Annotated in this window: 18 protein-coding genes; 9 read left to right on the forward strand and 9 right to left on the reverse strand. The window is 69.3% G+C overall.

The window, feature by feature from the left end; translation table 11 throughout:
- Window positions 1–12: 12 nt before the first annotated feature.
- The 3 genes from EHO50_RS42205 to EHO50_RS42215 all read left to right on the forward strand — a co-directional run bounded on the left by EHO50_RS42205 (window position 13) and on the right by EHO50_RS42215 (window position 3,729).
- Complete coding sequence (locus EHO50_RS42205; RefSeq protein ID WP_128437183.1) at window positions 13–1,308, forward strand: sensor histidine kinase; 1,296 nt, start codon at window positions 13–15, stop codon at window positions 1,306–1,308.
- A complete protein-coding gene (locus EHO50_RS42210) occupies window positions 1,293–1,946 on the forward strand; it encodes a LuxR C-terminal-related transcriptional regulator (RefSeq protein WP_128437184.1) in 654 nt (217 codons plus the stop codon). The genes EHO50_RS42205 and EHO50_RS42210 overlap by 16 nt, the downstream gene beginning before the upstream one ends.
- A gap of 202 nt (window positions 1,947–2,148) precedes the next feature.
- On the forward strand, window positions 2,149–3,729 hold the full coding sequence (locus tag EHO50_RS42215) for a DUF1996 domain-containing protein (protein WP_128437185.1): 1,581 nt from the start codon (window positions 2,149–2,151) through the stop codon (window positions 3,727–3,729).
- 91 nt (window positions 3,730–3,820) lie between these two features.
- Here EHO50_RS42215 and EHO50_RS42220 read toward each other — a convergent pair whose 3' ends face one another.
- Window positions 3,821–4,252 carry a hypothetical protein gene (locus EHO50_RS42220; protein WP_128437186.1) on the reverse strand — a complete coding sequence of 144 codons (432 nt, stop codon included), beginning with the start codon at window positions 4,250–4,252 and terminating at the stop codon, window positions 3,821–3,823.
- Window positions 4,253–4,373: 121 nt separating this feature from the next.
- Here EHO50_RS42220 and EHO50_RS42225 point away from each other — a divergent pair, with 121 nt between their 5' ends.
- From EHO50_RS42225 to EHO50_RS42245, 5 genes are all read left to right on the forward strand, one after another.
- Window positions 4,374–4,874 carry a tetratricopeptide repeat protein gene (locus EHO50_RS42225; protein ID WP_128437187.1) on the forward strand — a complete coding sequence of 167 codons (501 nt, stop codon included), beginning with the start codon at window positions 4,374–4,376 and terminating at the stop codon, window positions 4,872–4,874.
- Between the two features lie 71 nt (window positions 4,875–4,945).
- Window positions 4,946–6,871: a hypothetical protein gene (locus EHO50_RS42230; RefSeq protein ID WP_128437188.1), complete on the forward strand. Its 1,926-nt coding sequence runs from the start codon at window positions 4,946–4,948 to the stop codon at window positions 6,869–6,871.
- An 88-nt stretch (window positions 6,872–6,959) separates the two neighbouring features.
- Window positions 6,960–7,838, forward strand: a complete 879-nt coding sequence (locus EHO50_RS42235) for a metal-dependent hydrolase (RefSeq protein WP_128437189.1) — start codon at window positions 6,960–6,962, stop codon at window positions 7,836–7,838.
- Window positions 7,838–8,863, forward strand: a complete 1,026-nt coding sequence (locus tag EHO50_RS42240; RefSeq protein ID WP_128437190.1) for a PDR/VanB family oxidoreductase — start codon at window positions 7,838–7,840, stop codon at window positions 8,861–8,863. Before EHO50_RS42235 ends, EHO50_RS42240 begins: the two co-directional genes overlap by 1 nt.
- 56 nt (window positions 8,864–8,919) lie before the next feature.
- Entirely contained in the window at window positions 8,920–9,609 is a 690-nt protein-coding gene (locus EHO50_RS42245; protein WP_128437191.1) for a TetR/AcrR family transcriptional regulator, read from the forward strand.
- Here EHO50_RS42245 and EHO50_RS42250 read toward each other — a convergent pair.
- The 8 genes from EHO50_RS42250 to EHO50_RS42285 form a co-directional block, all read right to left on the reverse strand.
- On the reverse strand, window positions 9,606–9,968 hold the full coding sequence (locus EHO50_RS42250; protein ID WP_128437192.1) for a 5-carboxymethyl-2-hydroxymuconate Delta-isomerase: 363 nt from the start codon (window positions 9,966–9,968) through the stop codon (window positions 9,606–9,608). The two genes, EHO50_RS42245 and EHO50_RS42250, sit on opposite strands and share 4 nt — an antisense overlap.
- Before the next feature lie 31 nt (window positions 9,969–9,999).
- Window positions 10,000–11,769, reverse strand: coding sequence for a fused response regulator/phosphatase (locus EHO50_RS42255; RefSeq protein ID WP_128437193.1), 1,770 nt, complete (start codon window positions 11,767–11,769; stop codon window positions 10,000–10,002).
- A gap of 75 nt (window positions 11,770–11,844) precedes the next feature.
- Window positions 11,845–17,259, reverse strand: coding sequence for a pullulanase-type alpha-1,6-glucosidase (gene pulA, locus EHO50_RS42260; RefSeq protein WP_128437194.1), 5,415 nt, complete (start codon window positions 17,257–17,259; stop codon window positions 11,845–11,847).
- A gap of 265 nt (window positions 17,260–17,524) precedes the next feature.
- Window positions 17,525–18,919 carry an alpha-amylase gene (locus tag EHO50_RS42265; protein WP_425472374.1) on the reverse strand — a complete coding sequence of 465 codons (1,395 nt, stop codon included), beginning with the start codon at window positions 18,917–18,919 and terminating at the stop codon, window positions 17,525–17,527.
- A gap of 282 nt (window positions 18,920–19,201) precedes the next feature.
- Window positions 19,202–20,893 carry a glycoside hydrolase family 13 protein gene (locus tag EHO50_RS42270; protein WP_128437196.1) on the reverse strand — a complete coding sequence of 564 codons (1,692 nt, stop codon included), beginning with the start codon at window positions 20,891–20,893 and terminating at the stop codon, window positions 19,202–19,204.
- 192 nt (window positions 20,894–21,085) lie between these two features.
- Window positions 21,086–21,991: a sugar ABC transporter permease gene (locus EHO50_RS42275; RefSeq protein WP_128437197.1), complete on the reverse strand. Its 906-nt coding sequence runs from the start codon at window positions 21,989–21,991 to the stop codon at window positions 21,086–21,088.
- An 18-nt stretch (window positions 21,992–22,009) separates the two neighbouring features.
- Complete coding sequence (locus EHO50_RS42280) at window positions 22,010–23,014, reverse strand: carbohydrate ABC transporter permease (protein ID WP_128437198.1); 1,005 nt, start codon at window positions 23,012–23,014, stop codon at window positions 22,010–22,012.
- Between the two features lie 125 nt (window positions 23,015–23,139).
- On the reverse strand, window positions 23,140–24,411 hold the full coding sequence (locus EHO50_RS42285) for an extracellular solute-binding protein (RefSeq protein WP_128437199.1): 1,272 nt from the start codon (window positions 24,409–24,411) through the stop codon (window positions 23,140–23,142).
- 381 nt (window positions 24,412–24,792) lie between these two features.
- Between EHO50_RS42285 and EHO50_RS42290 the strand changes: the two genes are divergently transcribed.
- A complete protein-coding gene (locus EHO50_RS42290; protein ID WP_281288323.1) occupies window positions 24,793–25,827 on the forward strand; it encodes a LacI family DNA-binding transcriptional regulator in 1,035 nt (344 codons plus the stop codon).
- Window positions 25,828–25,887: the final 60 nt, after the last annotated feature.

A 25,887-nucleotide genomic window follows, 5' to 3' on the forward strand; every position in this document is an offset into this window, starting at 1 on the left:
CAGACTTGCGGCATGACGACCACAGAGACGAAGAGCGGCAGCAGGGCGCGGGGCATGGTGCTCGCGGCACTACGGGGACTGGGACTGGCGTTGGTGCTGCTGCCGGGGGCCGTGCTCTGTTTCACGCTCTCCCTGGTGTCCATCGCGCTGATCCCGATCGGCGTGGGCATCGTCACGACACCGTGGGTGCTCACGGGGGTTCGGGCGTTCGCGAACTGGCGGCGGGTCATCGCGGCGGAGTGGGGCGGGGTGCGGATTCCGCCGGCGTACCGCCCGATACCGAAGGACGCCAATCCCTGGTCCCGCACCTTCGGGATGCTGCGTGATCCGGCGACCTGGCGCGACCTGCGGTGGCTGCCGTTCGACATGACGGTGGGCTTCACCACCGCGCTGCTGCCCGCCGTGCTCGTGCTCTACCCGCTGGAGGGGTTCGCGCTGGCGGCCGGGCTGTGGCGGACCATGACGGGCGGACCGTATGTCGAGTACGGGCCGTACTGGTACGGCTTCGTGCCGGTGAGCGACCAGACGTCCGCGTTCGGCGCGGCCGCCCTGGGCGCCGTGCTCCTCGTCCTCGCCCACCGCTTCACCGTCCCGCTGTTCCACCTCCACTTCCGCCTCACGCGTGCCGTCCTCGCCTCCAATCAAGGCCAACTCGCCGAGCGCGTACGGGTATTGACCGAGACCCGACGCGACGCCGTCGACACCTCCGCCGCCGAACTGCGGCGTATCGAGCGCGACCTTCACGACGGGGCGCAGGCGCGACTGGTCGCCATGGGCATGGACCTCGGCACCATCGAGATGCTCGTCGAGAAGGACCCGGACCAGGCGAAGAAGCTCCTCGCACACGCCCGCAAGTCCTCCGCCGACGCGCTCGCCGAACTGCGCGACCTGGTCCGCGGCATCCATCCGCCGGTCCTCGCCGAACGCGGACTCGGCGACGCCGTACGGGCGTTGGCACTGCGGATTCCCGTGGCCACCGAGGTGACCGTGGAGCTGCCCGGGCGTGCGGAGGCGCCCGTGGAGTCCGCGGCGTACTTCGCGGTCAGCGAGGTGCTCACCAATGCCGTCAAGCACTCCGGCGCCGACCGGATCTGGATCGACCTGCACCACGCGACGCAAAAGGCAGGCGACGGCATGCTGCGCGTCACCGTCACCGACAACGGCAAGGGCGGCGCGGTGATCGGGGCGGGTTCGGGCCTCGCCGGAGTCGAGCGGCGACTGGGTACATTCGACGGCGTCCTGGCCGTCAGCTCGCCTGCGGGCGGTCCCACCATGGTCACCATGGAGATTCCTTGCGCGTTGTCCTAGCCGAAGACCTGTTCCTGCTGCGCGACGGACTCGTCCGGCTCCTCCAGGCCTACGACTTCGAGATCGCGGCGGCCGTCGAGACCGGCCCCGAGCTGGCCCGCGCGCTGGCCGAGCTGGAGCCGGACGTCGCCGTGGTCGACGTACGCCTGCCGCCGACGCACACCGACGAGGGGCTGCAGTGCGCGCTTCAGGCCCGCCGCAGGAAGCCGGGGCTGCCCGTGCTGGTCCTCTCCCAGCACGTGGAGCAGCTCTACGCACGGGAGTTGCTCGCCGACGGCAGCGGCGGGGTGGGGTATCTGCTGAAGGACCGGGTGTTCGACGCGGAGCAGTTCGTGGACGCCGTACGGCGGGTCGCTGCGGGCGGCACCGCGATGGACCCGCAGGTGATCCAGCAGCTGCTGAGCCGGCGCGCGGCCGACGACCAGCCGCTGGCGCGGCTCACGCCCCGCGAGACGGAGGTGCTGGAGCTGATGGCGCAGGGGCGGACGAACGCGGCGATCGCCGACCGGCTGGTCGTCACGGAACGGGCGATCGCGAAGCACACCGCCAATATCTTCGCCAAACTGGGCCTGGAGGTGTCGGACGACGACAACCGTCGCGTGCTGGCGGTTCTCGCGTATCTCGACCACGGCCGGTGAAAACGGACCCGGCCGTGCACCCGCCGTGGGGGATCAACAACTCCCGGTGTTTATGGGGCGGTTGAGAACACAGCGTTCTCACGAATCTCTCAACAATTTCCGAGGCGACTGAACACCCCTGGGACGCCCTCCGTATGAATGGGAGCCGCTTCACTCCTGTCGGGCGCCTCGATGCCCCGAAAAAGGAAGTCAGAGGAGTTCCATGGGACGCAACATTCGAAAACGCCGTACGCCGCTGGCCACCAAGGCCATTGCCGCATCGGCGGCCCTAGCGCTCGGTGGGGGCGGGCTTGTCTGGGCCAACTTCTATGCTTCGGCACACGAGGACAACTCCGGGTGGAACCAGACGAAGTCCGCGGGCGCCCAGGTCGCCACGATCGACTGCCCGGACGTCGGCCAGAAGCTGACGAACGTGCCGAGGAGCGCACGCCAGGGTGTCGCCAAGGAGCTGGCGCTGCTCGACCGGCAGATCACTGAGGCCTACAAGCGTCTCGCGGACACGCGTCAGGCCCAGGCGGGGGACGCCGGCTTCGTCAACAACGCGATCCTCGGTCCGCTGAAGTCCAAGCGGACGGCCACGCTCGACCGGATCGGCATCAACATCCGGCGCGTGGGCGGAACCGCGCCGGGTGGCCTCGACCAGCTCGCCCAGTGCCAGGGCGTCCCGGCCGAACAGCCCGAGACCAATGACGGCAACGCCGGCGACGGTCAGAACCAGGACGGCCAGGACCAGAACCAGGACGGCCAGAACCAGGACGGTCAGGACCAGAACCAAGACGGTCAGGACCAGAACCAGGACGGCCAGGACGGTCAGGACGGCCAGGACCAGGGCAACGGCGGCCAGGCCGGCAACGGCCCGTCGGCGAACGACTTCGTGGACATCACCCAGGTCCAGGGCAACGCCCAGCTGGGCGTCGGCGCGAACGGCCTCCCCGCGAACGGCGACTCCGGTTCGACGGGCAGCTTCACCACGAACTGCGGTACCAACGAGAACGAGAACCGCAACTCGGACAACGTGATCGTCGCCCCGGGTGTCTCCAACGGTGCGCAGCACCAGCACGACTACGTGGGCAACCAGGCCAACAACGCTTTCGCGAGCGACCAGGACCTGGCGAACGGCGACACGACCTGCCAGAACCAGGGCGACAAGTCGTCGTACTTCTGGCCGGTGCTGCGTGTGCAGGACGGTCAGAACGACATCGACGCGAACGCCCCCGGTGGCGGCCAGGACGGCAACGTCGGCACGATCATCCAGGCCAGCGAGGCACAGCTGAAGTTCGTCGGCAACAAGACGAGCGATGTCGTCGCGATGCCGACGGCGCTGCGCATCATCACCGGTGACGCCAAGTCCTTCGTCAACGGCAACAACAACGCCAACGCCAACTGGAGCTGCACCGGCTTCGAGGACAAGGTGCAGTTGCACGACAAGCTCCCGATCTGCCCCCAGGGCAGCTCCGTGGTGCGGACGTCCAACTTCCAGAGTTGCTGGGACGGTCAGAACATCGACAGCGCCAACCACCGTACGCACGTGGCGTTCGTCCAGGGCGACGGCACCTGCGCCAACGGCTTCCAGGCGATCCCGCAGCTCCAGGTGCGCCTGGTCTACGACGTCCCGGCCCCGCAGATCCAGAACGGCCAGGTCCAGAACGCCTACGCGGTGGACTCCTTCCCGGACCAGCTGCACAAGGCGATCACCGACCACAACGACTTCATCAACTTCTTCGACGAGAACGTGATGAACGAGATGGTCCAGTGCATCAACAGCGGCCAGGACTGCCAGTAGTCCAAGTAGTCCTGAACCGGTTCTGAACCAATAGGAAGCCGGCGGTGGGAATTCCCACCGCCGGCTTTCGCTTGGGCCATTGACCAGCGGGTCAACCGTGATGGCTGCCGCTGTTGTGACTGCCACCGGGGTTCATGTGCGCGGACCCTTCTTCCATGGTCCCGCCGAGCTTGCTCTGGAGCGTCGTGACCGTCTTCTCCTGGCCCACGGCCACCCACTTGCGGCCGACGAGGTAGTAGCCGCCGTAGTCCTTGGCGCCGCTCAGCCACTCGGCCTGGCCGCGGTCGGTGGCGAAGGTGGCGAGGACGTACTTCTCCTTGCCGGTCTTGCAGATGGCCTGGCGGATCTCGTCGGCGTCGGTCTGCATGTTCGGGTCGCACTTCGCCATGGCCGCCAGATGCTCCAGGCTGCCGGTCGCCGTCTTGGGCACCTCGGCCTCCTTGTCGCCGCCGGAGCCACAGCCGGCCAGCGCGAGCACCGCCACCGCGCCGGTCAGCGCGAGCATCGGTCGGGTCAATGTCATCTGTTCCTCCGGTCCATGCCGCACAGAGCCCCGGCGGGGCCCTCGTCTCCCATACGGCTGTGGCGTGCGATGCGCTCAAATCCGAGGTTGTCATGGGTACGGATGTGCCAGTGTGGGTCGGGTGAACCAGGACTGGGAAGATCGCGTGACCGCGGCATGGGCGACGTTCGACACCTACCCCGAGGAGGAGGCTGCCGACTTCCGCGCCGTCATCGACGCCCTCGTCGCCGAACTGCCGGACGACAGCCCCCTCGGCCCCTTCGAGCAGGCGTGCGCCTGGGACTCGACGGGGCATTCGGACAACGCGGTACCGCTGTACCGGGAGGCTCTCGCACGAGGGCTGACCGGCTACAAGGGGCGCCGGGCCAAGATCCAGCTCTCCAGCTCGCTCAGGAACATCGGGCAGGCCGAGGAGGGCGTCAAGCTGCTGACACCCGAACTGGACGCGCCCTCCGACGAGCTGGACGACGCCGTACGGGCGACGCTGGCGCTGTGCCTGTCGAGCCTCGGGCGTGACCGTGAGGGGTTGGCGCTGGTGCTGGGTGCTCTCGCGCCGCATCTGCCGCGGTACCAGCGGTCGATGGCGAACTACGCAAGGGCACTGCTGGAGCCCGAGTACTGAGCAGGCCCGGAAACGCCTCCGGCGGGTCCGGGTGACGGTGACCAACTGACCATTCGCTCGTTCTGCTGAACGTGCAGTCACAGGATGTCGCCCCGCGCCCCGCACCCGCCTCGGACGACCCGGTCGTCGACGTCGAGCGGGCCGAGGCCGCGCTCGTCGAGCACTACCCGCGCCTCGTCCGGCTCGCCTACCTGGTGCTGCCGCCGAGCCTCGGCCGCAACCGGCGCGTGGTGACCGCGCACTCCCTCACCCAGCGGGCACTGCCCCGGGGCCGGGCGGCGGCGACGCCCGCGATCCCGGCCCAGTCGACCGGCCGCGACGGCGACCCCGGGTACGCCTTCCTCCGCCTCCAGGTCCTGCGTACGGCGCTGGAGGCGGGCCTGCCGCTCAAGCGCCTGGCCTGGCCCAAGCGCTCCCAGCTGCCGCCCCTGCTGCCCCAGGTGTGGGGCCTGCGCCTGTTCCCCAGGTCGGGCGGCGCCGACGAACTCGCCCTGGACCAGCAGTTGTCGGCGCTGTCCGGCCCGGCGCGGGCGGCCTACGTCCTGCGCGGCCTGGAGAAGCTCAAGGACGGCGACGTACGCGACGTACTGACGGCGGCCGGCGTCGAGGACGTGGACGACGCGCTCGCCGAGGCCGACACCGTGGCCGAGCAGTACGCGCTGCTCGACTCCCCCGAGTTCGATCCCTGCTCGCTGCAGGCCCGCCCCACCGACCTGATGCGGCGCAGGCAGCACACGAAGGCCGCGCTCGCCGCCGGGGCCGCCCTCCTGGTGTGCGGGGCGCTGCTCGGTCTGCCCGGCGAGGGCTGGGGCCCGGGCAGTGCCGCTGCCCCCTCGTACGCGCAGAACCCGGCGGCCGAGGCCGCCCTCGACCCGGCCCAGTTGACGAAGGTCCCCGCACTGGCCTGGCAGTCCTCGGCCCGCACCGACTTCTCCGTGTGGCCCGCGCGCGGCGACCTCACCGACGACTCGGCCCTGCTGCGCCGCGCCCTCGCCGTCTGGGCCCGCCCCGGCGAGACGGTCGCGGTCTCGGCGACCCCGGGCACCCCGTCGGGCGGCCCGCCCGGCGCGCCGCAGCTGCTGTACGCCGGGACCGTCGACAACGCGCACGTGGTGATCCTCTACGACGGCCTGCGCATCGTCCGCTACGCCGAACCCGAGGAGGGCACGGCCGGCGCCGCCCTGGACTTCTCCCGGGTCGACGGCGCGACCAGGGCGGAGGCGAGCGCGGTGGTGCTGAGCCGGGCCGACGGCAACGTCCGCTATCTGGTGGCGCCCTGGGTGAAGAGGGCGGCCGAGCGGGATCTGCTGAAGCCGCGCACCGGGGCGATGGACCTCACCCTGACCGACGGCATCACCTCGCCGCTGGCGAGCGCCGCCGCCCAGCAGGCCGGCACGTGCACGTCGTGGAACGTCCTGCAGCTGACCGACAGCACCGGCACCCGCCTGCTGACCGACCTCGCCGAACTGGTCCCGGCCCGCCTCACCACCGGCCGTCCCGGGTCGGTCAAGGACGCGTCCGGCGCGGCGGCGCTGCGCACCTGGGCGCCGTACTCCTGCTGGCTGGGCCAGATGCGCTCCGCGGGCGTGCGCACGGTCAACGCCTGGGCGTTCGCCCGGCAGGCGCTGCCCGACGGGACCGGCTCGGCGGACTGGGTGTGCACGCGTGCCGAGACCTGGCGGGGCGGTGGAGAGCGGGTGCTGGCCCAGTTCCGGACACCGGGCGCGACACAGGCGGCGGTGGCGGCGAAGGGCGAGAACGTATCGGCGTGCGGGGCGCGGGATCCGCATGTGCTGGCAGGGGTGTTGTGGAAGGCGAACACGGGCGGCTGGTACCTGCTGGCGGCGGGCGCCCGGGACACGGAGTCGATCCGGGCCACGGGCGGGGCCCGCGGCAGCACCGAGGGCAGCCTGCTCACGGTGCGGGCCAAGCAGGGCGCGCAGGCCGAGTTGAAGGGCACGCTGGAGAGCGGGCGCACGATCAGCGGGCTGCGGTGAGACCCGGTCGAGCGTCTTGCTGACAGGCATGTGAACAAGGGCGTGCACGGGGGTTCACCGCGGGCTTACTCGTCAGTACATTGACGCCATGTCTAATACGCAGGACCGGGTGCCGCTCAAGGCCCGCAAGGTGTCTTTCTCCTGGGACGACACCCCGTTGCACTGGGTGCCCGGGGATCCGTTCACCACGCACACCATCAACGTGCTGCATATGCTCCTGCCCGCCGGTGAGCGGTGGTTCGTGCACGTCTACAAGCAGGTGCTGCCGTACATACGGGACGAGCGGCTCCGTGAGGACGTCATCGGGTTCATCGGGCAGGAGGCGATGCACTCGCAGGCCCATGACGAGGTGCTGCCGCACCTGCGGGAGCAGGGGCTCGATCCGACGCCGTACACCGCGCAGGTCGACTGGTTCTTCGAGAAGCTGCTCGGCGACCGCACCCTCCCCCCGGGCCGGGCGCGGCGGTGGTGGCTGATGGAGCGGGTCGCGCTCATCGCGGCGATCGAGCACTACACGGCGTTCCTCGGCAACTGGGTGCTGAACGCCGAGGAGCTGGACCGCCGGGGCGCCGACCCGACCATGCTGGACCTGCTGCGCTGGCACGGCGCCGAGGAGGTCGAGCACCGGTCGGTCGCCTTCGAGCTGTTCATGCACGTCGACGGGAGCTATCGGCGGCGGGCACGGACGTGGGCCACGGCGTTCACCGCACTGGTGTTCCTGTGGCAACGCGGGGCGCGGTTCTTCATGGAGAACGACCCGACGCTCGTTGACGGCAAGGCAAGCTTCAAGGACTTTTACCTCCGTGGCCGACGGGGCTTGCTGCCTACGACCGGCGACATGCTCAAGTCCATCCCCCGTTATCTGAGCGGCTCGTACCACCCCTCCCAGGAGGGTTCCACCGCGCAGGCCGTCGCCTACCTCGCTTCCTCCCCTGCCGCCCGGGCCGCCGAGAAGGGTGCCGCCTGATGCCGAAGCTACGGACCGTCGCCGTGGTCGCCGGTGCCGCACTGCTCGCCCGGCGGGCGATGCGCCGCCGTATCCAGGCCTCGCCGCTGTGGCCGATGCCCGCCCTGGAGGAGCCGATCTCCGGGCGGCCCCGGTCGCGGGCGCTGCGTCTGCTGGTGGCCGCGCGCGACGAGGTCGCCGAGGGGGTCGTACAACTACGCCTGGAGGGGCACGACTTGCCGTGCTGGGAGCCCGGCGCGCATCTCGATCTCGTGCTGCCGTCGGGGCTGGTGCGGCAGTACTCGCTGTGCGGCGACCCGGAGGACACCTCGTCGTACACCGTGGCGACCCGGCTGGTCGCGGACGGGCGGGGCGGCTCGCGCGAGGTGCACGAGCAGGTGCGGGAGGGGATGGAGCTGGAGGTGCGGGGGCCGCGGAACCGTTTCCCGCTCGTCGAGGCGTCGTCGTACGTGTTCGTCGCGGGTGGTATCGGCATCACCCCGATCCTGCCGATGCTGCGGGCGCTGCCCGAGGGTGTGGAGTGGCGGTTGCTGTACTGCGGGCGGGACCGCGCCTCGATGCCGTTCCTGGAGGAGGTCGGGAAGCTGGGGGGCGGGGACCGGGTGACCGTGGTGGAGGGGCAGCCGGATCTCGACGTGGTCCTCGCGGACGTGCCCGAGGGTGCCGCCGTCTACTGCTGTGGTCCGGAGGGGCTGATGGCCGCGGTGGAGGAGCGATTCCCGCGGGTCCATCTGGAGCGGTTCACACCACGCGCCTCGCAAGGCGGCGCCTTCGAGGTCGAACTCCGGCGCAGCGGGCGGACGTTGAGCGTGGCGGCGGACTCGACCGTCCTGGCCACCGTGCGCGCCGAGCTGCCGAACACCGCGTACTCCTGCGAGCAGGGGTTCTGCGGGACCTGCCAACAGCGGGTGCTGGAGGGCGAGGTGGACCACCGGGACGAACTGCTGACGGACGCGGAGCGGGCCGACTCGATGTTGATCTGCGTGTCGCGGGCGCGAGGTGATCGACTCGTACTCGATATGTGAACGTCCGTGGTCGGTCCGGTCCGTTCGGGGCTGAATTCGATCGGTAAGGTGTTCGCATGACTACCGGGGTACGCCGAAGAATGGGAGTCGAGGAGCGACGGCAGCAGTTGATCGGCGTCGCCCTCGAACTGTTCAGCCAGCGCTCGCCCGACGATGTCTCCATCGACGAGATAGCGTCGGCGGCGGGCATCTCACGTCCGCTGGTCTACCACTACTTCCCCGGCAAACTCAGCCTGTACGAAGCCGCGTTGAAGCGTGCCTCGGAGGAGCTCGCGGCCCGTTTCGTCGAGCCGCAGGAGGGGCCGCTGGGGGCGCGGCTGCTGCGGGTGATGCGCCGGTACTTCGACTTCGTCGACGAGCACGGCCCCGGTTTCTCCGCCCTGATGCGCGGCGGCCCGGCCGTCGGCTCGACGGCGACGAACGCGCTCATCGACTCCGTGCGGCAGGCCGCGTATGTCCAGATCCTTTCGCATCTGGACGTGGCGAACCCGCCCGCGCGCCTGGAGCTGGTCGTCCGCTCCTGGATCTCGCTCGCCGAGTCGACGGCGCTGATCTGGCTGGACGGGCGGCGCATCCCGCGCGCCGAGCTGGAGGCCCAGCTGGTGCACGACTTCGCCGCGCTGGCCGCGGTCAGCGCGGCCTATGACGAGGAGATGGGCGCGCTGCTGCGCCGCATGCTGAAGGAGGAGCCGGCCGACGGTCCGTTCAGCGACCTGGTCGCCCGGCTGATCTCGCTGGCTTCCTAGCGTTCGAACTTGCGGTAGGACGGGTCGAGGTCGCGTACCTCGGCGGAGGCGTGCAGAACGAACTCGTCCTCCTCCACGTGCTTGCGCAGCAGTTCCAGGACGGCCTCGGTCAGCTTCGCCTTCGTCTCCTCGGTGCGGCCGGCGAGCAGTCCGAGCGTGACGTGCACGATGGCGTGGCCCTGCTCTTCGGGGTCCTCATAGCCGAACGCGGTGTACTCGCTCCGCCGGAACTGTGTCTTGCATGCCTCCGGCTTCGCCGCCGCGATCTCGACCGTCGCGGTGTGCAGCGCCCGCGCGAAACCCTCCCGGTCGAAGACGTGGGCCAGTACCCCGGAATAGTCGACGGTGATCTGCGGCATGGGCACTCCTGTTCTACGGCGGCATCCGGACTCACCCTAACCGCAGCGCCAGCATCGCGATGTCGTCCTCCCGGCCCCGCCCGAAGCAGCTCAGCAGCGTGTCACACAGCGCGTCGAGGCCTGCCGGAGCCTCGGCGGCGGCCGTGCGCAGCTGCTCCATGGAGGCGGCGAGGTCGATGCCGCGGGTCTCGATGAGGCCGTCGGTGACCATGAGCAGACGGTCCCCCCGGGTCAGCACCAGCTCGCTGGGCTCGGGCCGGTCGAGGGCGAGCCCGAGCAGCGGACCGTCCACCGGGACGTACTCGGCGTCGCCCGCGTCCCGCACGAGCAGCGGCGGAATGTGCCCCGCGTTGGCGATCCGGACCCGCCCGGTCCCGGGGTCGACCAGGGCCAGGCAGACCGTGGCGGTGACATCGGGGTGGTAGTGCTGGAGCATCCGGTCGAGCCGTGCCGCGAGCGTGCCGGGGTCGCTCTCCTCGACGCAGTAGGCGCGCAGCGCGTGCCGGATCTCGACCATCACCGTGGCCGCGTCCAGTGAGTGCCCGACGACGTCCCCGACCGCGGTGAGCACCCCGCCCTCGGTGCGCAGGGCGGCGTAGAAATCCCCGCCGATCTCGGCCTGCCGGGACGCGGGCACGTACCGGACGACGACCTCCACGCCGGGCAGCGCGGGCAGCCGGTACGGCTGGGGCAGAAAGCTGTGCTGCAAGGTCAGGGCGATGTCCCGCTCCGCCTGGTACATCAGCAGCGGTTCGGCGGCGAGCGCGGTGGCCTGGGCGAGTCGCTCCGCGGGGCGCTCCACCGGAGGTGCCGCGACAGGAAGTACCGCGCTGTGTCGTCGGGCGTCTGCGGGGACGTCGTGGTTGGTCGCGCCCCGTGGCGGAGCCGCATATCGATACCGCCCCGCGCCCCTTTGGGGCACCGCACATGCCGGTGTCGCGATGCACACCTGCACTCGGCCCTCCTGGCCCGACGCCACTATCAGGCGGGCGTCCTCCCGGACGCCGGGCCGGAAGAAGCCGGCGGGCCACAGCGAGGCGGGCACGACGGTGCTGTGCACTCCTGTCCGCCCGGTCCGGCCCTCCGCGATCCGGGTGATCAGCCGTGCCGCCGCCACGTGCGGGGCGGTCTCGGGCAGGGCGTTGGGGGTTCCCGCCGGGCGGGCGAAGCCATGGCTCCGGGGCAGGTGGAGGGAGCTCGGCGAGCTGCCCCAGTGCGGTTCGCCGTCCGGGCCGATGACGAAGACGACGGCGGGCGTACCGCTGAGCCGGGCCGCCCCCGCTGCCGCCGCGTCGGCCAGCTCCCCCAGGCAGCGCGCCGTCTGCACGGTGACGATGGCCTCGGACAGCAGCGTCAGCCGGTGAGCGAGCGCCTCGGCCGCGGTGCGTCGGCGCGCCCTGCGCATCGCGGCATGGACGACGGCCTGGATCTCCCTCGGCTCGGCCGGCACCGTCAGGTAGGCGTCGGCGCCCGAGTCGAGCCCCTGGCACCGGTCCCCCGCCTCCATGGCCGTCGCCGAGAAGTGGACGACGGGGAGCGCGGCCGTGGACGGCCGGGCCTTGACCCGGCGGCACAGTTCGAAGCCGCTCATGTCCGGCAGCCCCACATCGACGAGGGCCACGTCGGGCAGGGCGCCCGCGCGCAGCCGTACGTCCAGTTCGCTCAGCGCCTCGCCCGCGCTCGCGACCGGCACGACGTCGTGGCCCGCGCGACGCAGCACGGCGCCCATGGCGTAGCGGCTGGCCGAGACGTCGTCGACGACCATCACCGTCGCGCCGGACTGCCTGCCGTAACCGTCCATCGTCCGCAGCCCTCGGATACACGTGAAGTGGGGCGGGCCCGTGACCGGGTCCGCCCCACTCAAGTTAGCGCCGCATCAATGGGCCCGTGCGAAGACGGCGACACTGCGCCCCGGAACGGCGAACGTGCCGGTTTTCTGCTCGTAGGACGAGGACTTGACGATAGGGTCCGCCCCTGAGGCCTGCACCGGATGCAGCTGGTAGCCCTCGCCGGCGAGCGAGGCGATGCGCTGCTCCTGCTTCTCGGGCGTCGCGTTGAAGACGACGACGAGGTCACCGAGCCGCATGGTGATCACGCCGGGCGTCTCGTCCTTGCCGGACAGCGGGAAGGACAGCTTCGACTGCACCTGGTCGGCCGTGTCGAGGGAGAACGCGCCCTCCGTCGAGCGGATCCGCAACAGGTCCTGGTACGCCGCCGAAGCGCCCTGGATCTGCCCGCAGCCGACCTGCACGGTGCTCAACAGGGGCTTGGCGTACGGCCACTTGGACGCGTTGTCGGCCGCCATCGGCAGTCCACGTCCGAAGCCGTTGCCGTCGGCGCAGTTCCAGTGGATGGCGTTGAACCAGTCGCCGCTGTCGTAGGAGTTGCGGTCCAGCGACTTCGAGCGCAGCAGGTCGGTGCCGGCCTGGGAGAGGGCCGGGCCCTGCGAGAGGGTGGCCGTGGCCATGGCGAGGACCTGCATACGGGCGCGGTCGGCGGCGCTCGTGCCGGCGGGCAGCTTGAAGGCGAGGGCGTCGAACAGCGACTCGTTGTCGTGCGCGTCGGCGTAGGCGAGGGCGTCGCCCGGCGCGTCCGCGTACCCGGCGGGCTGTCCGTTGTAGTCGACCTCGGCTCCGGTGACCTCCTTGCCGTCGGTGTCGGTGAACCGGTACTTGGCGAGGTTGCCGGAGAGCCCCACCTTGATCAGGTCCTGGTAGTGCAGCAGGCGGGCCTTCTGCTCGGCCGAAGTGCCGTTGTTCTTGGACGAGTTGGGGTCGGTGTACAGCCCGGACGCGAAGCCCTGGACGCCGGGGTCCTCGTCGAAGGGCCCGCCGCCGCGTACGGCGTCGCGCGCGCGGTCGGAGAAGGTCGCGATGCCCGTGCCCGCCATGTTCTTCTGCGTGGCCTGCACGAAGCGGGCGTCGTCGGCGACCTCGCCGAAGTTCCAGCCCTCGCCGTACAGGATGATCTTCTTGCCGTCGACGCCGTCCTTGGCGAGGGTCAGCGCGTCCAGGGCCTTCCGCACCGCCAGGATGTTGGCCTTCGGGTGGTGGCCCATCAGGTCGAAGCGGAAGCCGTCGACCTTGTACTCCTTGGCCCAGGTGACGATCGAGTCGACGACCAGCTTGCCCATCATGGCGTTCTCGGTGGCCGTGTTGGAGCAGCAGGTGCTGTTCGCGACCGAGCCATCGGCTAGGAGCCGCTGGTAGTAGCCGGGGACGATCCGGTCGAGGACGCTGGTCTGCGCCTGCCCGCCGGCCGCGGTGTGGTTGTAGACGACGTCCATGACGACCCGCAGGCCGTCGTCGTTGAGGGCCTTGACCATCTTGCGGAACTCGACCGTACGGCCGGTGCCGTTCGGGTCGGTGGCGTACGAGCCCTCGGGGACCGTGTAGTGGTACGGGTCGTAGCCCCAGTTGAAGGCGTCCTTCGCGGCGATCTTCGCCACGCACTCCTGATGCTTGTCGGAGTCGGCCGGGAAGGAGGCGAGGTCGCAGTCGGTGACCGCCTGGTCGGACTTCTTCTCGGGGATGGTGGCGATGTCGAAGGCGGGCAGGAGGTGGACGTACGACGTGCCCGACTTCGCCAGCTCGCGCAGGTGCTTGGAGCCGTCGCTGTCCTTGTCGGTGAAGGCGAGGTAGGTGCCCCGGTTCCTGGCCGTCTTGTCGGCGACCGAGAAGTCCCGGATGTGCAGCTCCTGGATCTGGGCGTCCTTCAGCGGCACGGCCTTGGGCTTGGTGTACGAGGACCAGCCGCTCGGCGCCAGGGACCTGTCGTCCAGGTCGACGACGAGGCTGCGCTCGGAGTCGATGGTCAGGGCGACCGAGTAGGGGTCGGTGACCTTGTTGGTGACGACCTTCTGGACGCTGGGCGCCCAGACCCGCACGACGTACCGGTAGGGCTTGCCCTTCCACGCCTTGGGGCCGGTGACGGACCAGACGCCGGTGGTCGGGTTCCGCTTCATCTTCACCGTGTCGCCGCCGAGCTCCAGGGCGACGTTCTGCGCGGTCGGCGCCCATACGGCGAGCGTGGGACGGCCGCTCTTGTCGAAGGTCGGCCCGAGGTCGGCCTTCGTCGCACCCGCGTACAGGTCGTCGAGTACGCCGGCGAGCTGGACGCCGGTCGCCGCGAGCACGGCGCCGTTCGCGGCCCGCTGGGAGGCGACGACCTGGCCGGCGAGGGCCTCGCGGACCCGGTCGCGGTCGCGCGGGTCGACGGTCCAGGCGGTGTAGTCCTTCAGGTGCGGGAACTTCGCCTTCTGGGCGTCTGTGAGGCCGGTCTTGGACAGCCGCAGCCAGCGCTCGTCGTCGCTGGTCAGCGCCCCGTCCTTCACGGCGATCGAGCCGTGGCGGCTGTACAGCAGCTGGGTGGAGGCGGCGGCCTCGGAGCCGTTCCAGGCGAGGGTGTTCCGGTCGATCCAGACCGCCTTGGAGGTGCTCAGGTCGAGCGCGGCCGCGGAGCCCGCGGGCTGCGGGAGCAGGTACTTCTCCTGGCCGCTCAACAGCCACACCTCGTGGCCGTTCGCCGTGAGGTCGAGCGACTGGTCGCTGGGCAGGTCCTTCTCGTCGCCCTTGTGCAGGATGTAGCTGAGGCTGGTGGCACCGTCGGTGAGCGGTACCTCGAAGACTGCGCCATAGGCATCAGTCTTGACCGGCTTGAGGGGGTTCGACCAGTCGGTGGGGTTCGCGGCACCCGTCCAGACGTGCAGGCCCCAGCCGTCGTAGGCACCGTCGGCGCGGTGGTAGTGCAGGACGGCCTTGGTCTTGTCCGGGGCCGGGTAGTCGGCCGCCGGCTTCTCCGTGCGTACGTCCGTCTTGCCCTGCTCGATCCAGACCTCGCCGGTCTTGGTGACGTCGATCGTGCGGTCGGCGGAGACGTCCTTGTTGCCGTCCTTGTCGATGACGAGGAAGCCGACGCTGGAGGCGCCGGGCTTCAGCTTGACGTAGGCGAAGGCCCCGTAGGCGTCACGGCCGACGAAGGGGTGGCTGTCCGGCCAGTTCGTGGACTCGCCGTCGGCGAGGTCGCCCCAGGCGTACAGGCCCCAGTTCGCGTAGTCGCCGTCGGTGCGCTTGTAGTGGACGACCGCGTAGTCGCGGGAGGCGGCGGAGGGGATCTCGGGAGCGGGCTGGGTGCCGGTGGTGCTCGCGGCGGTCGCGCTCGCCGTGCGGCCGGCGGAGTCGATCACGACCGCCTTGTAGCGCAGGGCGGTGCCGGCCGGTACGTCCTTTGCGATGGTCTGCGTGACCTTGTACGGGGCGTGGTCTGCGGAGCCGAGGGTCTTCCACTTGCCGCCTCCGACCTGGGCGGCGAAGACGACGCGGTTGAGCTGTCCGCCGTCTACGTCGGCGCCGAGCTCCACGGTGCCGGTGGCGCCGGTGGCTGGGGCCTTGAGGGTGAGGGTCGGCTCGGTGGCGGGCTTGGCGAGCTTGCCGGCGGCCTTGAGGACGATCGCCGAGCCTGCGGGGACGGTGACGGTGAGCTTCTTGTCGCCGTCGGACTCGGCCTTCGCCCGGGTGCCGTAGATGCCGGAGTACGTCATGTCCGCCGAACCGACCGGGAGGGTCACCGTCTTGGCGTCGCCGGCGTTGTTGAAGGCGACGAGGTACTCGGTGCCCGACTTGGCGGCGGTGCGGGAGAAGGCGTAGATCCCGGCGCCGTCGGCCGCGTAGCGCTCGGTCTGGACGCCGTCGGCGAGGGCCGGGTTGGCCTTGCGGAGCTTGGCGAGCTTGCTGATCTGCCGGTACAGCGGCGCACCGGTGTCGTAGGCGTCGCTCGCGTGCGTGCGGTCGGTGCCGATCTCGTCGTCGTCGAGGTAGTCGGCGGTCTTGGAGGCGAACATGGTCTGGCGGGCGTCCTTGTCGCCGCCGGCGCCGGTGAAGCCCTGCTCGTCGCCGTAGTAGACGACGGGGTTGCCGCGGCTGAGGAACATCAGCTCGTTGGCGAGCCTGTCCTTGGCGAGGAGCTCGGCGTCGGTCGCCTTCGGGTTGTCCTGGTTCAGGAAGTACCCGATGCGGCCCATGTCGTGGTTGCCGAGGAAGGTGACCTGCTCGTACGCGTTGGCCTTGTCGGTCGTGTACTTGTAGTCGTCGCCGAAGACGGAGGCCAGCTTCTTGGCGCTGCCGCCCTGGGAGGCGTACTGGCGTGCCGCCTCCTGGAAGGGGAAGTCGAGCGTGGCGTCGAGGCGGCCCTGGGTGACGTACGGGGCGGTGATGTTCGTGTCGGCGGAGTACACCTCACCGAACATGAAGAAGTCGTCGCGGCCCTGCTTGGCGGCGTAGGAGTCGAGGGCCGTGGCCCACTGGGTCCAGAACGCCGTGTTGACGTGCTTCACGGTGTCGATCCGGAAGCCGTCGATGTCGAAGTCCCTGACCCAGCGCTGGTAGATCTTCTCCATGCCCGTCACGACCTCGGGTCGCTCGGTCCACAGGTCGTCGAGGCCGCCGAAGTCGCCGTGCGTGGAGCTCTCACCGGCGAAGGTGGAGTCGCCGCGGTTGTGGTACATCGTCGGGTCGTTGAGCCACGACGGGACCTTGACGTTCTTCTTCGCGGCCGTGACGGTCGGGGTGCGCGGGAAGGAGTCGGTGTCGACCGCGGGGAACTTGGACTTGCCGTCCGCGTAGTCGGCGTCGTCGAAGGGCTCGCCGTCCTTCGTCAGGTACGGGAAGGCGCCCTTGGAGAGGTAGTCGTACGACTTCTCCTCATAGTCGACGACATCGGCGGTGTGGTTGGTGATGACGTCGAAGAAGACCTTCATGCCCTTGGCGTGGGCCTTGGAGATGAGGGTCTCCAGGTCCTTGTTCGTGCCGAAGTGCGGGTCGACCTGGGTGAAATCCGTGATCCAGTAGCCGTGGTAGCCGGCGGAGGCGTTGCTCCCCGTCCCCTGCACGGGCTGGTTCTTGAAGATCGGCGCCATCCAGATGGAGGTGGTGCCGAGGCCCTTGATGTAGTCGAGCTTCTTGGTCAGGCCCTTGAGGTCGCCGCCCTGGTAGAACCCCTTGTCAGTGGGGTCGTAGCCGGTGGAGAGGCGGGAGCCGGTGAGGCCGCCCTTGTCGTTGCTCGCGTCGCCGTTGGCGAAACGGTCCGGCAGGACGAAGTAGAACTGCTCGCCGGTGGCGTCGTGCCGGGCCGGCTCGGCGGCGAGCTTGGCGTCGGACGGGGGCTCAGGCGGGGTGTCCGCCCGCGCCGCGAGAGGCTGGACGAGTGCTGCGGCCAGCGCGGTCACGGTGACCGCAGCGACCCGTCCGGCATGAGCTGTTCGGCGCCTCGACGGCGCCGGCCATCTCGATATCACAGATGGACTCCTTGCGATTGCGGCGGCTCTACGTGGGTCCGACCCCGCGCGACCGTATCGCCGCCGTAAGGCTTACAGCAAGAGTCGTGAAAGTAACGGAAAGACCTTTCAACAACTGGAGTTCGTCTGTGTCAGCAGTCCGAGCCGCCAGGGCAGGGTGTTGTAGGGGCCGGAGGCGGTCGGGTCCAGGCCCTGATACTCGATCGGCCACCCGTGCGCCGGCGTGTGAAGCCGCGACACGGGTGGCCGAAGAGAGAGTGGGAGCTCAGCAGCTGGACATGCCGGCGTAGATCGCGAGGGCGGTGTTGGAGCCGAGGGTGGCGGTGAACTGACCGCTGGAGTTCACGGTCACCGTCGTGTTGTTCTGCACGTTGCAGTACGTGCCCGCCGCGAGGGACGTCTGGTACGTGCGGGTCAGGCTGCTCGACTCGTGGTTGATCGCCACGTAGCCCTTGCTGCCCCGCCCGAACGCGATGGCGTCACCGCCGTTGTCCCACCAGTTCGTGACCGACTCACCGCGGGTGGCGTTGCGGAAGGCGACCATGCGGATGATCTCCGGCCAGGCGTGCTGGCACTTCCAGCCGTCCTGCCAGCAGGCCGTCACCGAGCCGCCGTTGGGCGGGCCGGCGTCCGTGTCGGACCACTCGTAGCCGGAGTTGATGTCCGGAGCGCCGTACGGGTAGGCCAGCATGAAGACGTTGGCCAGCGTGTAGTTGGCACCGTCCTTGTAGTTGAGCGTGGAGCCGTTGCGCTCGGTGTCGTGGTTGTCGACGAAGACACCGGAGACGCCGCCGCTCATGTAGCCCCAGCCCTCGCCGTAGTTCTTCAGATAGGCGAGGTTCTCGTTGTTAAAAACGCGCTTGAGGTCATAGGCATAGCGGAACTCCTGCACGTCGCCGTTGCCCGTGTACTCGGTGGGCTGGACGGCCTCTCCGCTGCCGTAGATGACCTCCTGCTTCCAGTACGCCGACGGGTTGGTCAGGCGCGACTTGATGTTGGCGAGGTCGGCCGCCGGGATGTGCTTGGCCGCGTCGATGCGGAAGCCGTCGACGCCGTAGCCGAGCAGGGTGTTCATGTACCCGGCGATGGTGGCGCGGACGTACTCCTCGCCGGTGTCCAGATCGGCGAGGCCGACGAGTTCGCAGTTCTGGACGTTGGTGCGGTTGGTGTAGTCGCTGATCGCGGCCGTGCAGTCGTTCATGTCGGCCGAGGAGTACAGGCCTGGGTAGTTGTACTTCGTGTACGACGAGCCGCCGGTGCCGGTGCCGCTGCCCGCGGACATGTGGTTGATGACGGTGTCGACGACGACCTTCACACCCGCGTTGTGGCAGGTGTTCACCATGTTCTGGAAGGCGGTGGCGTCACCGAGGCGGCCGGCGATCTTGTAGCTGACCGGCTGGTACGAGGTCCACCACTGCGAGCCCTGGATGTGCTCCTGGGGCGGGGAGACCTGGACGTAGCCGTAGCCGGCGGGGCCGAGGGTGTTGGTGCACTCCTTGGCGACCGAGGCGAGGTTCCACTCGAACATCACCGCGGTGACGTCCTTGGTGCCGGGCGGGGAGGCGGATGCGGTGCCGCTGGGGACCAGGAGGGCCGCGACCGCGGCTCCGGTTGCGGCGAGCGCGGTCAGGCCAACCGCGGGAGCCGATCTTTTCGATATCACAGGCTGAACTCCTTGCGAGTGCGGCTCAGTTCGGTTCCCCCCTGCGCCGCGGCACGGCGTCGTTGCCGGGCGTCGGCGAGAACGTACCGCTAGCGAAAGCTTTACAGCAAGAGGTTGGAAATTCACAGAAAGAACTTTCACCGGTTGCCTTGACGTGCTTTCGCAACTGCACCACCCTCACGGGTAGTTGGATCCCAGACCTGCGTAGAGCCTTCGTTCGGAGGGCCCTGCCGATCGATCGATCGGCAGGGCCCTCGGTGTTGTCCTCCGGCGGAGTCGTCAGGCCGTCGTCCACCACACCGTCGTGTCCGACGGGACCTTCGTCTCGCCGTCCGCCTCGGTGATCTCGCCGCTGGTGAGCAGCACCCGGCCGTGGGACGGGAGCGTCACGGACTCGCCGGTGGTGTTCGCGGCGCAGACGAACTCGCCACGGCGGAAGGCCAGGACGCCCTCGGGTGCGCGCAGCCACTCCACCGACTCACCCGCGCCGAGGTCGGGCTGCTCGCGGCGGACGGCGAGCGCGGAGCGGTACAGCTCCAGCGTGGAGTCGGGGTCGCCGGTCTGCGCCTCGACGCTCAGCTCGCCCCAGCCCTCCGGCTGCGGCAGCCAGCTGCCGCCGGCGCCGAAGCCGTACGACGAGCCCTCGCGCGTCCACGGGATCGGGACGCGGCAGCCGTCGCGGAAGCCGTCCTGGCCCTCGCCGCGGAAGTAGGCCGGGTCCTGGCGGACCTCGTCGGGGAGGTCGACGACGTCCGGGAGGCCCAGTTCCTCGCCCTGGTAGATGTACGCCGAACCCGGCAGCGCGAGCATGAGCAGGGTGGCGGCGCGGGCGCGACGCAGGCCCAGTGCACGGTCGCCGGCCACGCGGATCTGGGTGCCGAGGCCGGGCGGGTTGGCGAAGCGGGTGGCGTGGCGGGTGACGTCGTGGTTGGACAGGACCCACGTCGCCGGGGCACCCACCGGGCGCATCGCGTCCAGGGTGCGGTCGACGACCTCGCGGAGCTCCTTGGCGTCCCACTCGGTCGACAGGTACTGGAAGTTGAAGGCCTGGTGGAGCTCGTCCGGGCGGACGTAGTTCGCGGTGCGCTCGACGGTCGGCGTCCAGGCCTCCGCGACGAAGATCCGCTCCCCGGCGTACTCGTCGAGGATCGTGCGCCACTGGCGGTAGATCGCGTGCACGCCGTCCTGGTCGAAGAACGGCATGACATCGTTGCCCAGCAGCTTGAGCTGTTCGTGGGATCCGAGGTCCGGCAGCCCTTCCGCCTTCACCAGGCCGTGAGCGACGTCGATACGGAAGCCGTCGACGCCCATGTCGAGCCAGAAGCGCAGGATGGAGCGGAACTCGTCGCCGACGGCCGGGTGCTCCCAGTTGAAGTCGGGCTGCTCGGGGGCGAAGAGGTGCAGGTACCACTCGCCGGGGGTGCCGTCGGGCTCGGTGACCCGCGTCCACGCCGGGCCGCCGAAGATCGACTCCCAGTCGTTGGGCGGGAGTTCGCCGTCCGCGCCCTTGCCGGGGCGGAAGTGGTAGCGGTCGCGCAGCGGGGAGCCGGGGCCGTCCGCGACCGCCCGCTTGAACCATTCGTGCTGGTCGGAGGAGTGGTTGGGCACCAGGTCGACGATGATGCGCAGCCCCAGCTCGTGGGCGTCGCGGATCAGCGCGTCCGCGTCGAGCAGGTTGCCGAACATGGGGTCGACGGCCCGGTAGTCGGCGACGTCGTAGCCGGCGTCGGCCTGCGGGGAGGCGTAGAAGGGGCTGAGCCACACGGCGTCCACACCGAGGTCGCGCAGGTACGGCAGGCGTGAGCGTACGCCTTCCAGGTCGCCCATGCCGTCGCCGTTGCTGTCGGCGAAGCTGCGCGGATAGACCTGGTAGATCACCGCGTCCCGCCACCAGTCACGTCGCTTGGCGACGGTGGCGACGGCCGCTGCGGAAGTGGGGGTCGGGGCCGGGGCTGCGGAGTGCTGGCTCATGGCGTCCTTGGTACGTAACGGAGTTCGAGTCATGGATGAATGGTGCGGCTTGCAGGTTTTCGGCGGTTTACGGAACCCTCGGGATTCTTCGGCGCACGGATGTGAGGCGGCCGCGGTGACAGCGGGGTCGGATGGGCACCGCGGCCGCCACCCGCGCGACGAGGCGCGCGGGAGTCGTGGTGAGCCCTGGGCTCAGCCCTTCGTTCCGCCCGCGGTGAGCCCGGTCACCAGGTTCTTCTGCACGAAGTAGAAGAACGCGGAGATCGGTATGGCGATCAGCACCGCGGTGGCGGCCATGAGGTTGCGCTGCGCGTCGTGCTCACTGACGAAGGTCTGCAGACCGACGGCGAAGGTGTACTTCGTGTCGGACAGCATGAACGTCGACGCGAACGCGACCTCGCCGAAGGCCGTGAGGAAGCTGTAGAACGCGGCGACCGCCAGGCCCGGCTTGGCGAGCGGCAGGATCAGCCGCGCGAACGTGCCGAAGGGAGACAGCCCGTCGACGCGCCCCGCCTCGTCGATCTCGAACGGGATCGTGTCGAAGTAGCCCTTCATCAGCCACGCGCAGTACGGGACGACGGTGGAGCAGTAGACGAGGATTAGACCGGGGTAGGTGTCGATGAGCTGCAGGTCCGACAGGATCTGGTACATCGGCACCATGAGGACGGCCACCGGGAACATCTGGGTCACCAGGAGGACCCACATGAACTTCTTGTAGCCGGGGAAGCGCATCCGCGAGACCGCGTAGCCGGTGGTGGCGGCGATGATCACGCCGATGAGCGTGGTGCCGAGGGTGACGACGGCCGTGGTCAGCAGCCAGTCGAAGAACTTTGTCTCCTTCAGGACGAAGGAGTAGTTGGAGAGCGACATCTTGCTCCAGATGCCACCCGGGTGGAGGTAGTCGTCCTTGTCCGGGCCGAGGGACAGGAAGACCAGCCAGGCCACCGGGAAGAGCGCGATCAGGCTCGCGACGATCAGGATGCCGTGGGAGACGAGGGACGTGGCGCGGCTGTTCTCGCCGCGCCGACGCGTCTTCTTCGGTGCGGTGCTCGTGGAGTCCTGCTTGGTCACCGGGGCCTCAACAGTGGTCGTACTCATGGGGACTGGACTCCTGCCTCAGATCGCGAGCTGCTGGTCGTTGCGGTTCAGCCAGCGGCGGTAGAAGGAGGTGAAGACGATCAGGATGGCCAGCAGCAGGATGCCGTAGGCGGCCGACTGCGCGAAGTCGCGCGGCTGCTGTCCGAAGCCGAGGTAGTAGGCCCAGGTGACAAGGATCTGGGCGTCCGGGGCGGTGTCGCCGAACAGCAGGAAGATGATGGCGAACTGGTTGAAGGTCCAGATGATGCCGAGGAGTACGACGGTGGAGCTGACGGACCTGAGGCCCGGCAGGGTGACGTACCGGAACTGCTGCCACTTGCTGGCGCCGTCCATCTCCGAGGCCTCGTACAGCGAGGAGTCGATGGACTGCAGCCCGCCGAGCAGCGAGAGCATCATGAACGGCACACCGCACCAGGTGTTCACCATGATCGCGGCGAACCGCTGCCAGAAGGTGTCCTCCAGCCACAGTGGCGTCGGCAGGTGGAGCGTCTCCAGGAACGAGTTGATGATGCCGCCGTCGGCGAGCATGAACCGCCAGCCGAAGACGGTGACGAAGGTCGGCACGGCCCACGGCAGGATCAGGATCAGCCGGTACAGGGTGCGGCCGCGCAGCTTCTGGTTGAGCAGCAGGGCGAGGCCGAGGCCGATCGTGTAGTGGAGCGTGACGCAGGCCGCCGTCCAGAAGATCGTCCAGATGAAGTGCGACCAGAAGCGGTCGTAGGCCGTCTCGCCCCACAGGATGTCGGCGTAGTTGTCGAGGCCGATGAACTTGTACGTGGCCTCGATCTCGTTGACGCCGATCGTGCGGGCGCTGTTGAGGCTGTTGGCGTCGGTGAGGGTGAGGTAGAAGCCGTACACCAGGGGGTAGATCACGAGAACGCCGAGGACGATCACCACCGGGGCGATCATCGCGTAGGCGTACCAGTGCTTCTGGTAGCCGTGCTTGAGGCGCTGGCCCAGCCCGGGGCGCGGCGCGCGGTCACCGCGGCGCTTGCCGGTCGCGCGGTCGATGGCGACTGTCATGGTTCGACAACCTTCTCGAAATTCGGCAGGTCAAGGGGTGTACGGCTCGATGGTGTACGGCGCACAGGCCGGTGGCCGCCGGAACTCTCCCCCCATGATCAGGGAGTTCCGGCGGCCACTCGGGTTCACTTGCTGAAGTCCGGGACCAGCTTGGCGATGGCGACTTCGGCGTTGCTCAGGCCCTTGTCCAGGGACTCCTTGCCCCCGGCGACCTTCAGCAGCTCGGTGTCCAGCGGGCCCCACAGGGAGCTGTACTCGGGCAGGGCCGGGCGCGGCTGGGCGGCGGACAGCACGGTCTGGTAGCCGGCGATGCCCGGGTCGGCCTTGACCTCGGCGGTGTAGGCGTCGTCGCGGGTCGGCAGCGTGTTGTTCTTCAGCGCGATGGTCTCCTGGGCCTTCGCCGAGGTCATGAAGTTCACGAACTTCAGCGCGGCCTTCTGGTGCGCCTCGTCGGAGCCGGCGTACACGGAGAGGTTGTGGCCGCCGGTCGGGGCGCCCGCCTTGCCGGAGGAGCCGGCCGGGACGGTGGCGATGCCGAGGTTGGCCTTGTCCTTGAACGCCGAGCCCTTGTAGAAGTTGGTGATCTCCCAGGGGCCCTGCATGATCGCGGCGACCTTGCCGTTGACGAACGCCTCCTGGATGTGGGCGTAGGCGTCGGCGGTGGTGTCGGCCTTGTGCAGGCCCTTGCCGTCGAAGAGGCTCAGCCAGGTGCCGTAGCCCTTCTTGGCGGCGGCCGAGCTGACGGTGATCTTCTTGGCGTCGGCGTCGACGGTGTCGGTGCCCTCGCCGTAGAGGAACGTCTGGGCGTAGTAGGCCTGGGTGGAGCCCCAGTAGCCGTCGACGCCGGTCTTGTCCTTGATCGTGGCGGCGGCCTTCTTCAGGTCGTCCCAGGTCTTGGGGGCCTCGACGCCGGCCTTCTTGAACAGGTCCTTGTTGTAGACGAAGGCGAGGGTGTCCGTGGTGAACGGGACGCCGTACGTCTTGCCCTCGTACTTGGCCTGCTCGACGAGGTTGGACTTGAACTTGGCCTGGTCGGCGAGGGCCTCGGTGCCGTCCAGCGGCGCGAAGAAGCCCTTCTTGGCGAAGGCGGGGGTCCAGCCGACCTCGGAGCGCAGCACGTCCGGGGCGCCCTTGGAGCCGGCGGCGGTGTCGAACTTGTTCTGCGCCTGGTCGAAGGGGACGTTGACGTACTTGACCTTGATGTCCTTGTTGGCGGCCTCGAACTCCTTGACCAGGGCCTGGTACGTCGGCGCTTCGTTGGTGGCGTTGGAGGTGTCCCACCAGGTGATGGTGACCGGCCCGCTCGAGTCGCTACCGCTGTCGTCCCCGCCGCCGCAGGCCGTCGCCGCGAGGGCGAGGGACGCCACCAGCGCGGTGGCCGCTATGCCACGCCGCATGAGATCTCCTTGAGGGTGAAAGCCCGTGTGGTGCGAGGACGGCCCCGTCTGCCTGTCCTCGCTGTCTTGCCGACTGCGCCGTTGCGGCCGCCGGGCGACGTGAACGTAACAGCGCTGAAAGACTTACGAAAGACCTTGCAGAAAAAAAGTGCAAGACGTCTCCGAAGTTATCCGCGTGTGACCTCTTGGCGACCGGGGTGAGACGCTTATTTACGCGGGTGGAGCACGGGCGGGGCCGGTTGTGCAAGACTCTGCAAGCTCTTGCCATCACTTTCACGAGGGAGCGCGATGACGCAGCAACCCGGACCGGGCCGATCAACAGGTCGCCCAAGGCGTCCGATTGGTGTGCAAGGCGACAGGCGACCGGTACAGTCCAGTTCCGTGACCACACGGCTTGCCGACATCGCTGCTCAGGCGGGGGTGAGCGAAGCGACCGTCAGCCGCGTTCTCAACGGCAAGCCGGGCGTCGCCGCCACCACCCGCCAGTCCGTGCTGGCCGCACTCGATGTGCTCGGCTATGAGCGCCCGGTGCGGTTGCGGCAACGCAGCGAGGGCCTGGTGGGCCTGATCACCCCGGAGCTGGAGAACCCGATATTCCCGGCGCTGGCGCAGGTCATCGGCCAGGCACTGACCAGGCAGGGCTACACCCCCGTGCTGGCCACGCAGACGCCGGGCGGCTCGACCGAGGACGAGCTGACGGAGATGCTCGTCGACCGCGGGGTGGCCGGCATCATCTACGTCTCCGGGCTGCACGCGGACACCACCGCCGACATGCAGCGCTACGAGCGTCTGCGCGCCCAGGGCGTTCCCTTCGTCCTGGTCGACGGCTTCTCCCCCAAGGTCCAGGCGCCCTTCATCTCCCCCGACGACCGCGCCGCGATGAACCTGTCGGTCACGCACCTGGTCTCCCTGGGCCACACCCGCATCGGCCTCGCGCTCGGCCCCAAGCGCTTCGTTCCGGTCCAGCGCAAGATCGAGGGCTTCGTCCGCACGATGCACGAGCAGCTCAACCTGCCGGCGGACGTCATAGAGACCGAACTGATCCAGCACTCCCTGTACACCCTGGAGGGTGGCCAGGCCGCCGCCACCGCTCTCATCGACCGCGACTGCACCGCGGTCGTCTGCGCCAGCGACATGATGGCGCTCGGCGCGATACGGGCGGCCCGGCAACGCGGCCTGGAGGTCCCGAAGGACATCTCGGTCGTCGGCTTCGACGACTCCCCGCTGATCGCCTTCACCGACCCGCCCCTGACCACGGTCCGCAAGCCGGTCCCGGCGATGGGCCAGGCCGCGGTGCGCACGCTCCTCGAAGAGATCGGCGGGACTCCGGCGCCCCACAGCGAGTTCGTGTTCATGCCGGAGCTGGTGGTGCGCGGTTCGACGGCTTCGGCCCCAGGGAACAGAAACCATCACTAAGTCGTCCGTAGGGCGGAGAATCCCCGCATCCCGCCCTGCATCGGTAGGAGACCGGCGCGG

It is taken from the genome of Streptomyces cyaneus (genome assembly GCF_004028635.1).
Classification (GTDB): Bacteria; Actinomycetota; Actinomycetes; order Streptomycetales; family Streptomycetaceae; genus Streptomyces; species Streptomyces cyaneus.

Bases quoted from the DNA above. Each gene is read 5' to 3' on its own strand.
- EHO50_RS42215 (WP_128437185.1), top strand. From the start codon at position 2,149: ATGGGACGCAACATTCGAAAACGCCGTACGCCGCTGGCCACCAAGGCC.
- EHO50_RS42275 (WP_128437197.1), bottom strand. From the start codon at position 21,991: ATGAGTACGACCACTGTTGAGGCCCCGGTGACCAAGCAGGACTCCACG.
- EHO50_RS42250 (WP_128437192.1), bottom strand. From the start codon at position 9,968: ATGCCGCAGATCACCGTCGACTATTCCGGGGTACTGGCCCACGTCTTC.
- EHO50_RS42205 (WP_128437183.1), top strand. From the start codon at position 13: ATGACGACCACAGAGACGAAGAGCGGCAGCAGGGCGCGGGGCATGGTG.
- EHO50_RS42255 (WP_128437193.1), bottom strand. From the start codon at position 11,769: ATGGACGGTTACGGCAGGCAGTCCGGCGCGACGGTGATGGTCGTCGAC.
- EHO50_RS42285 (WP_128437199.1), bottom strand. From the start codon at position 24,411: ATGCGGCGTGGCATAGCGGCCACCGCGCTGGTGGCGTCCCTCGCCCTC.
- EHO50_RS42280 (WP_128437198.1), bottom strand. From the start codon at position 23,014: ATGACAGTCGCCATCGACCGCGCGACCGGCAAGCGCCGCGGTGACCGC.
- EHO50_RS42245 (WP_128437191.1), top strand. From the start codon at position 8,920: ATGACTACCGGGGTACGCCGAAGAATGGGAGTCGAGGAGCGACGGCAG.
- EHO50_RS42220 (WP_128437186.1), bottom strand. From the start codon at position 4,252: ATGACATTGACCCGACCGATGCTCGCGCTGACCGGCGCGGTGGCGGTG.
- EHO50_RS42235 (WP_128437189.1), top strand. From the start codon at position 6,960: ATGTCTAATACGCAGGACCGGGTGCCGCTCAAGGCCCGCAAGGTGTCT.
- EHO50_RS42240 (WP_128437190.1), top strand. From the start codon at position 7,838: ATGCCGAAGCTACGGACCGTCGCCGTGGTCGCCGGTGCCGCACTGCTC.
- EHO50_RS42270 (WP_128437196.1), bottom strand. From the start codon at position 20,893: ATGAGCCAGCACTCCGCAGCCCCGGCCCCGACCCCCACTTCCGCAGCG.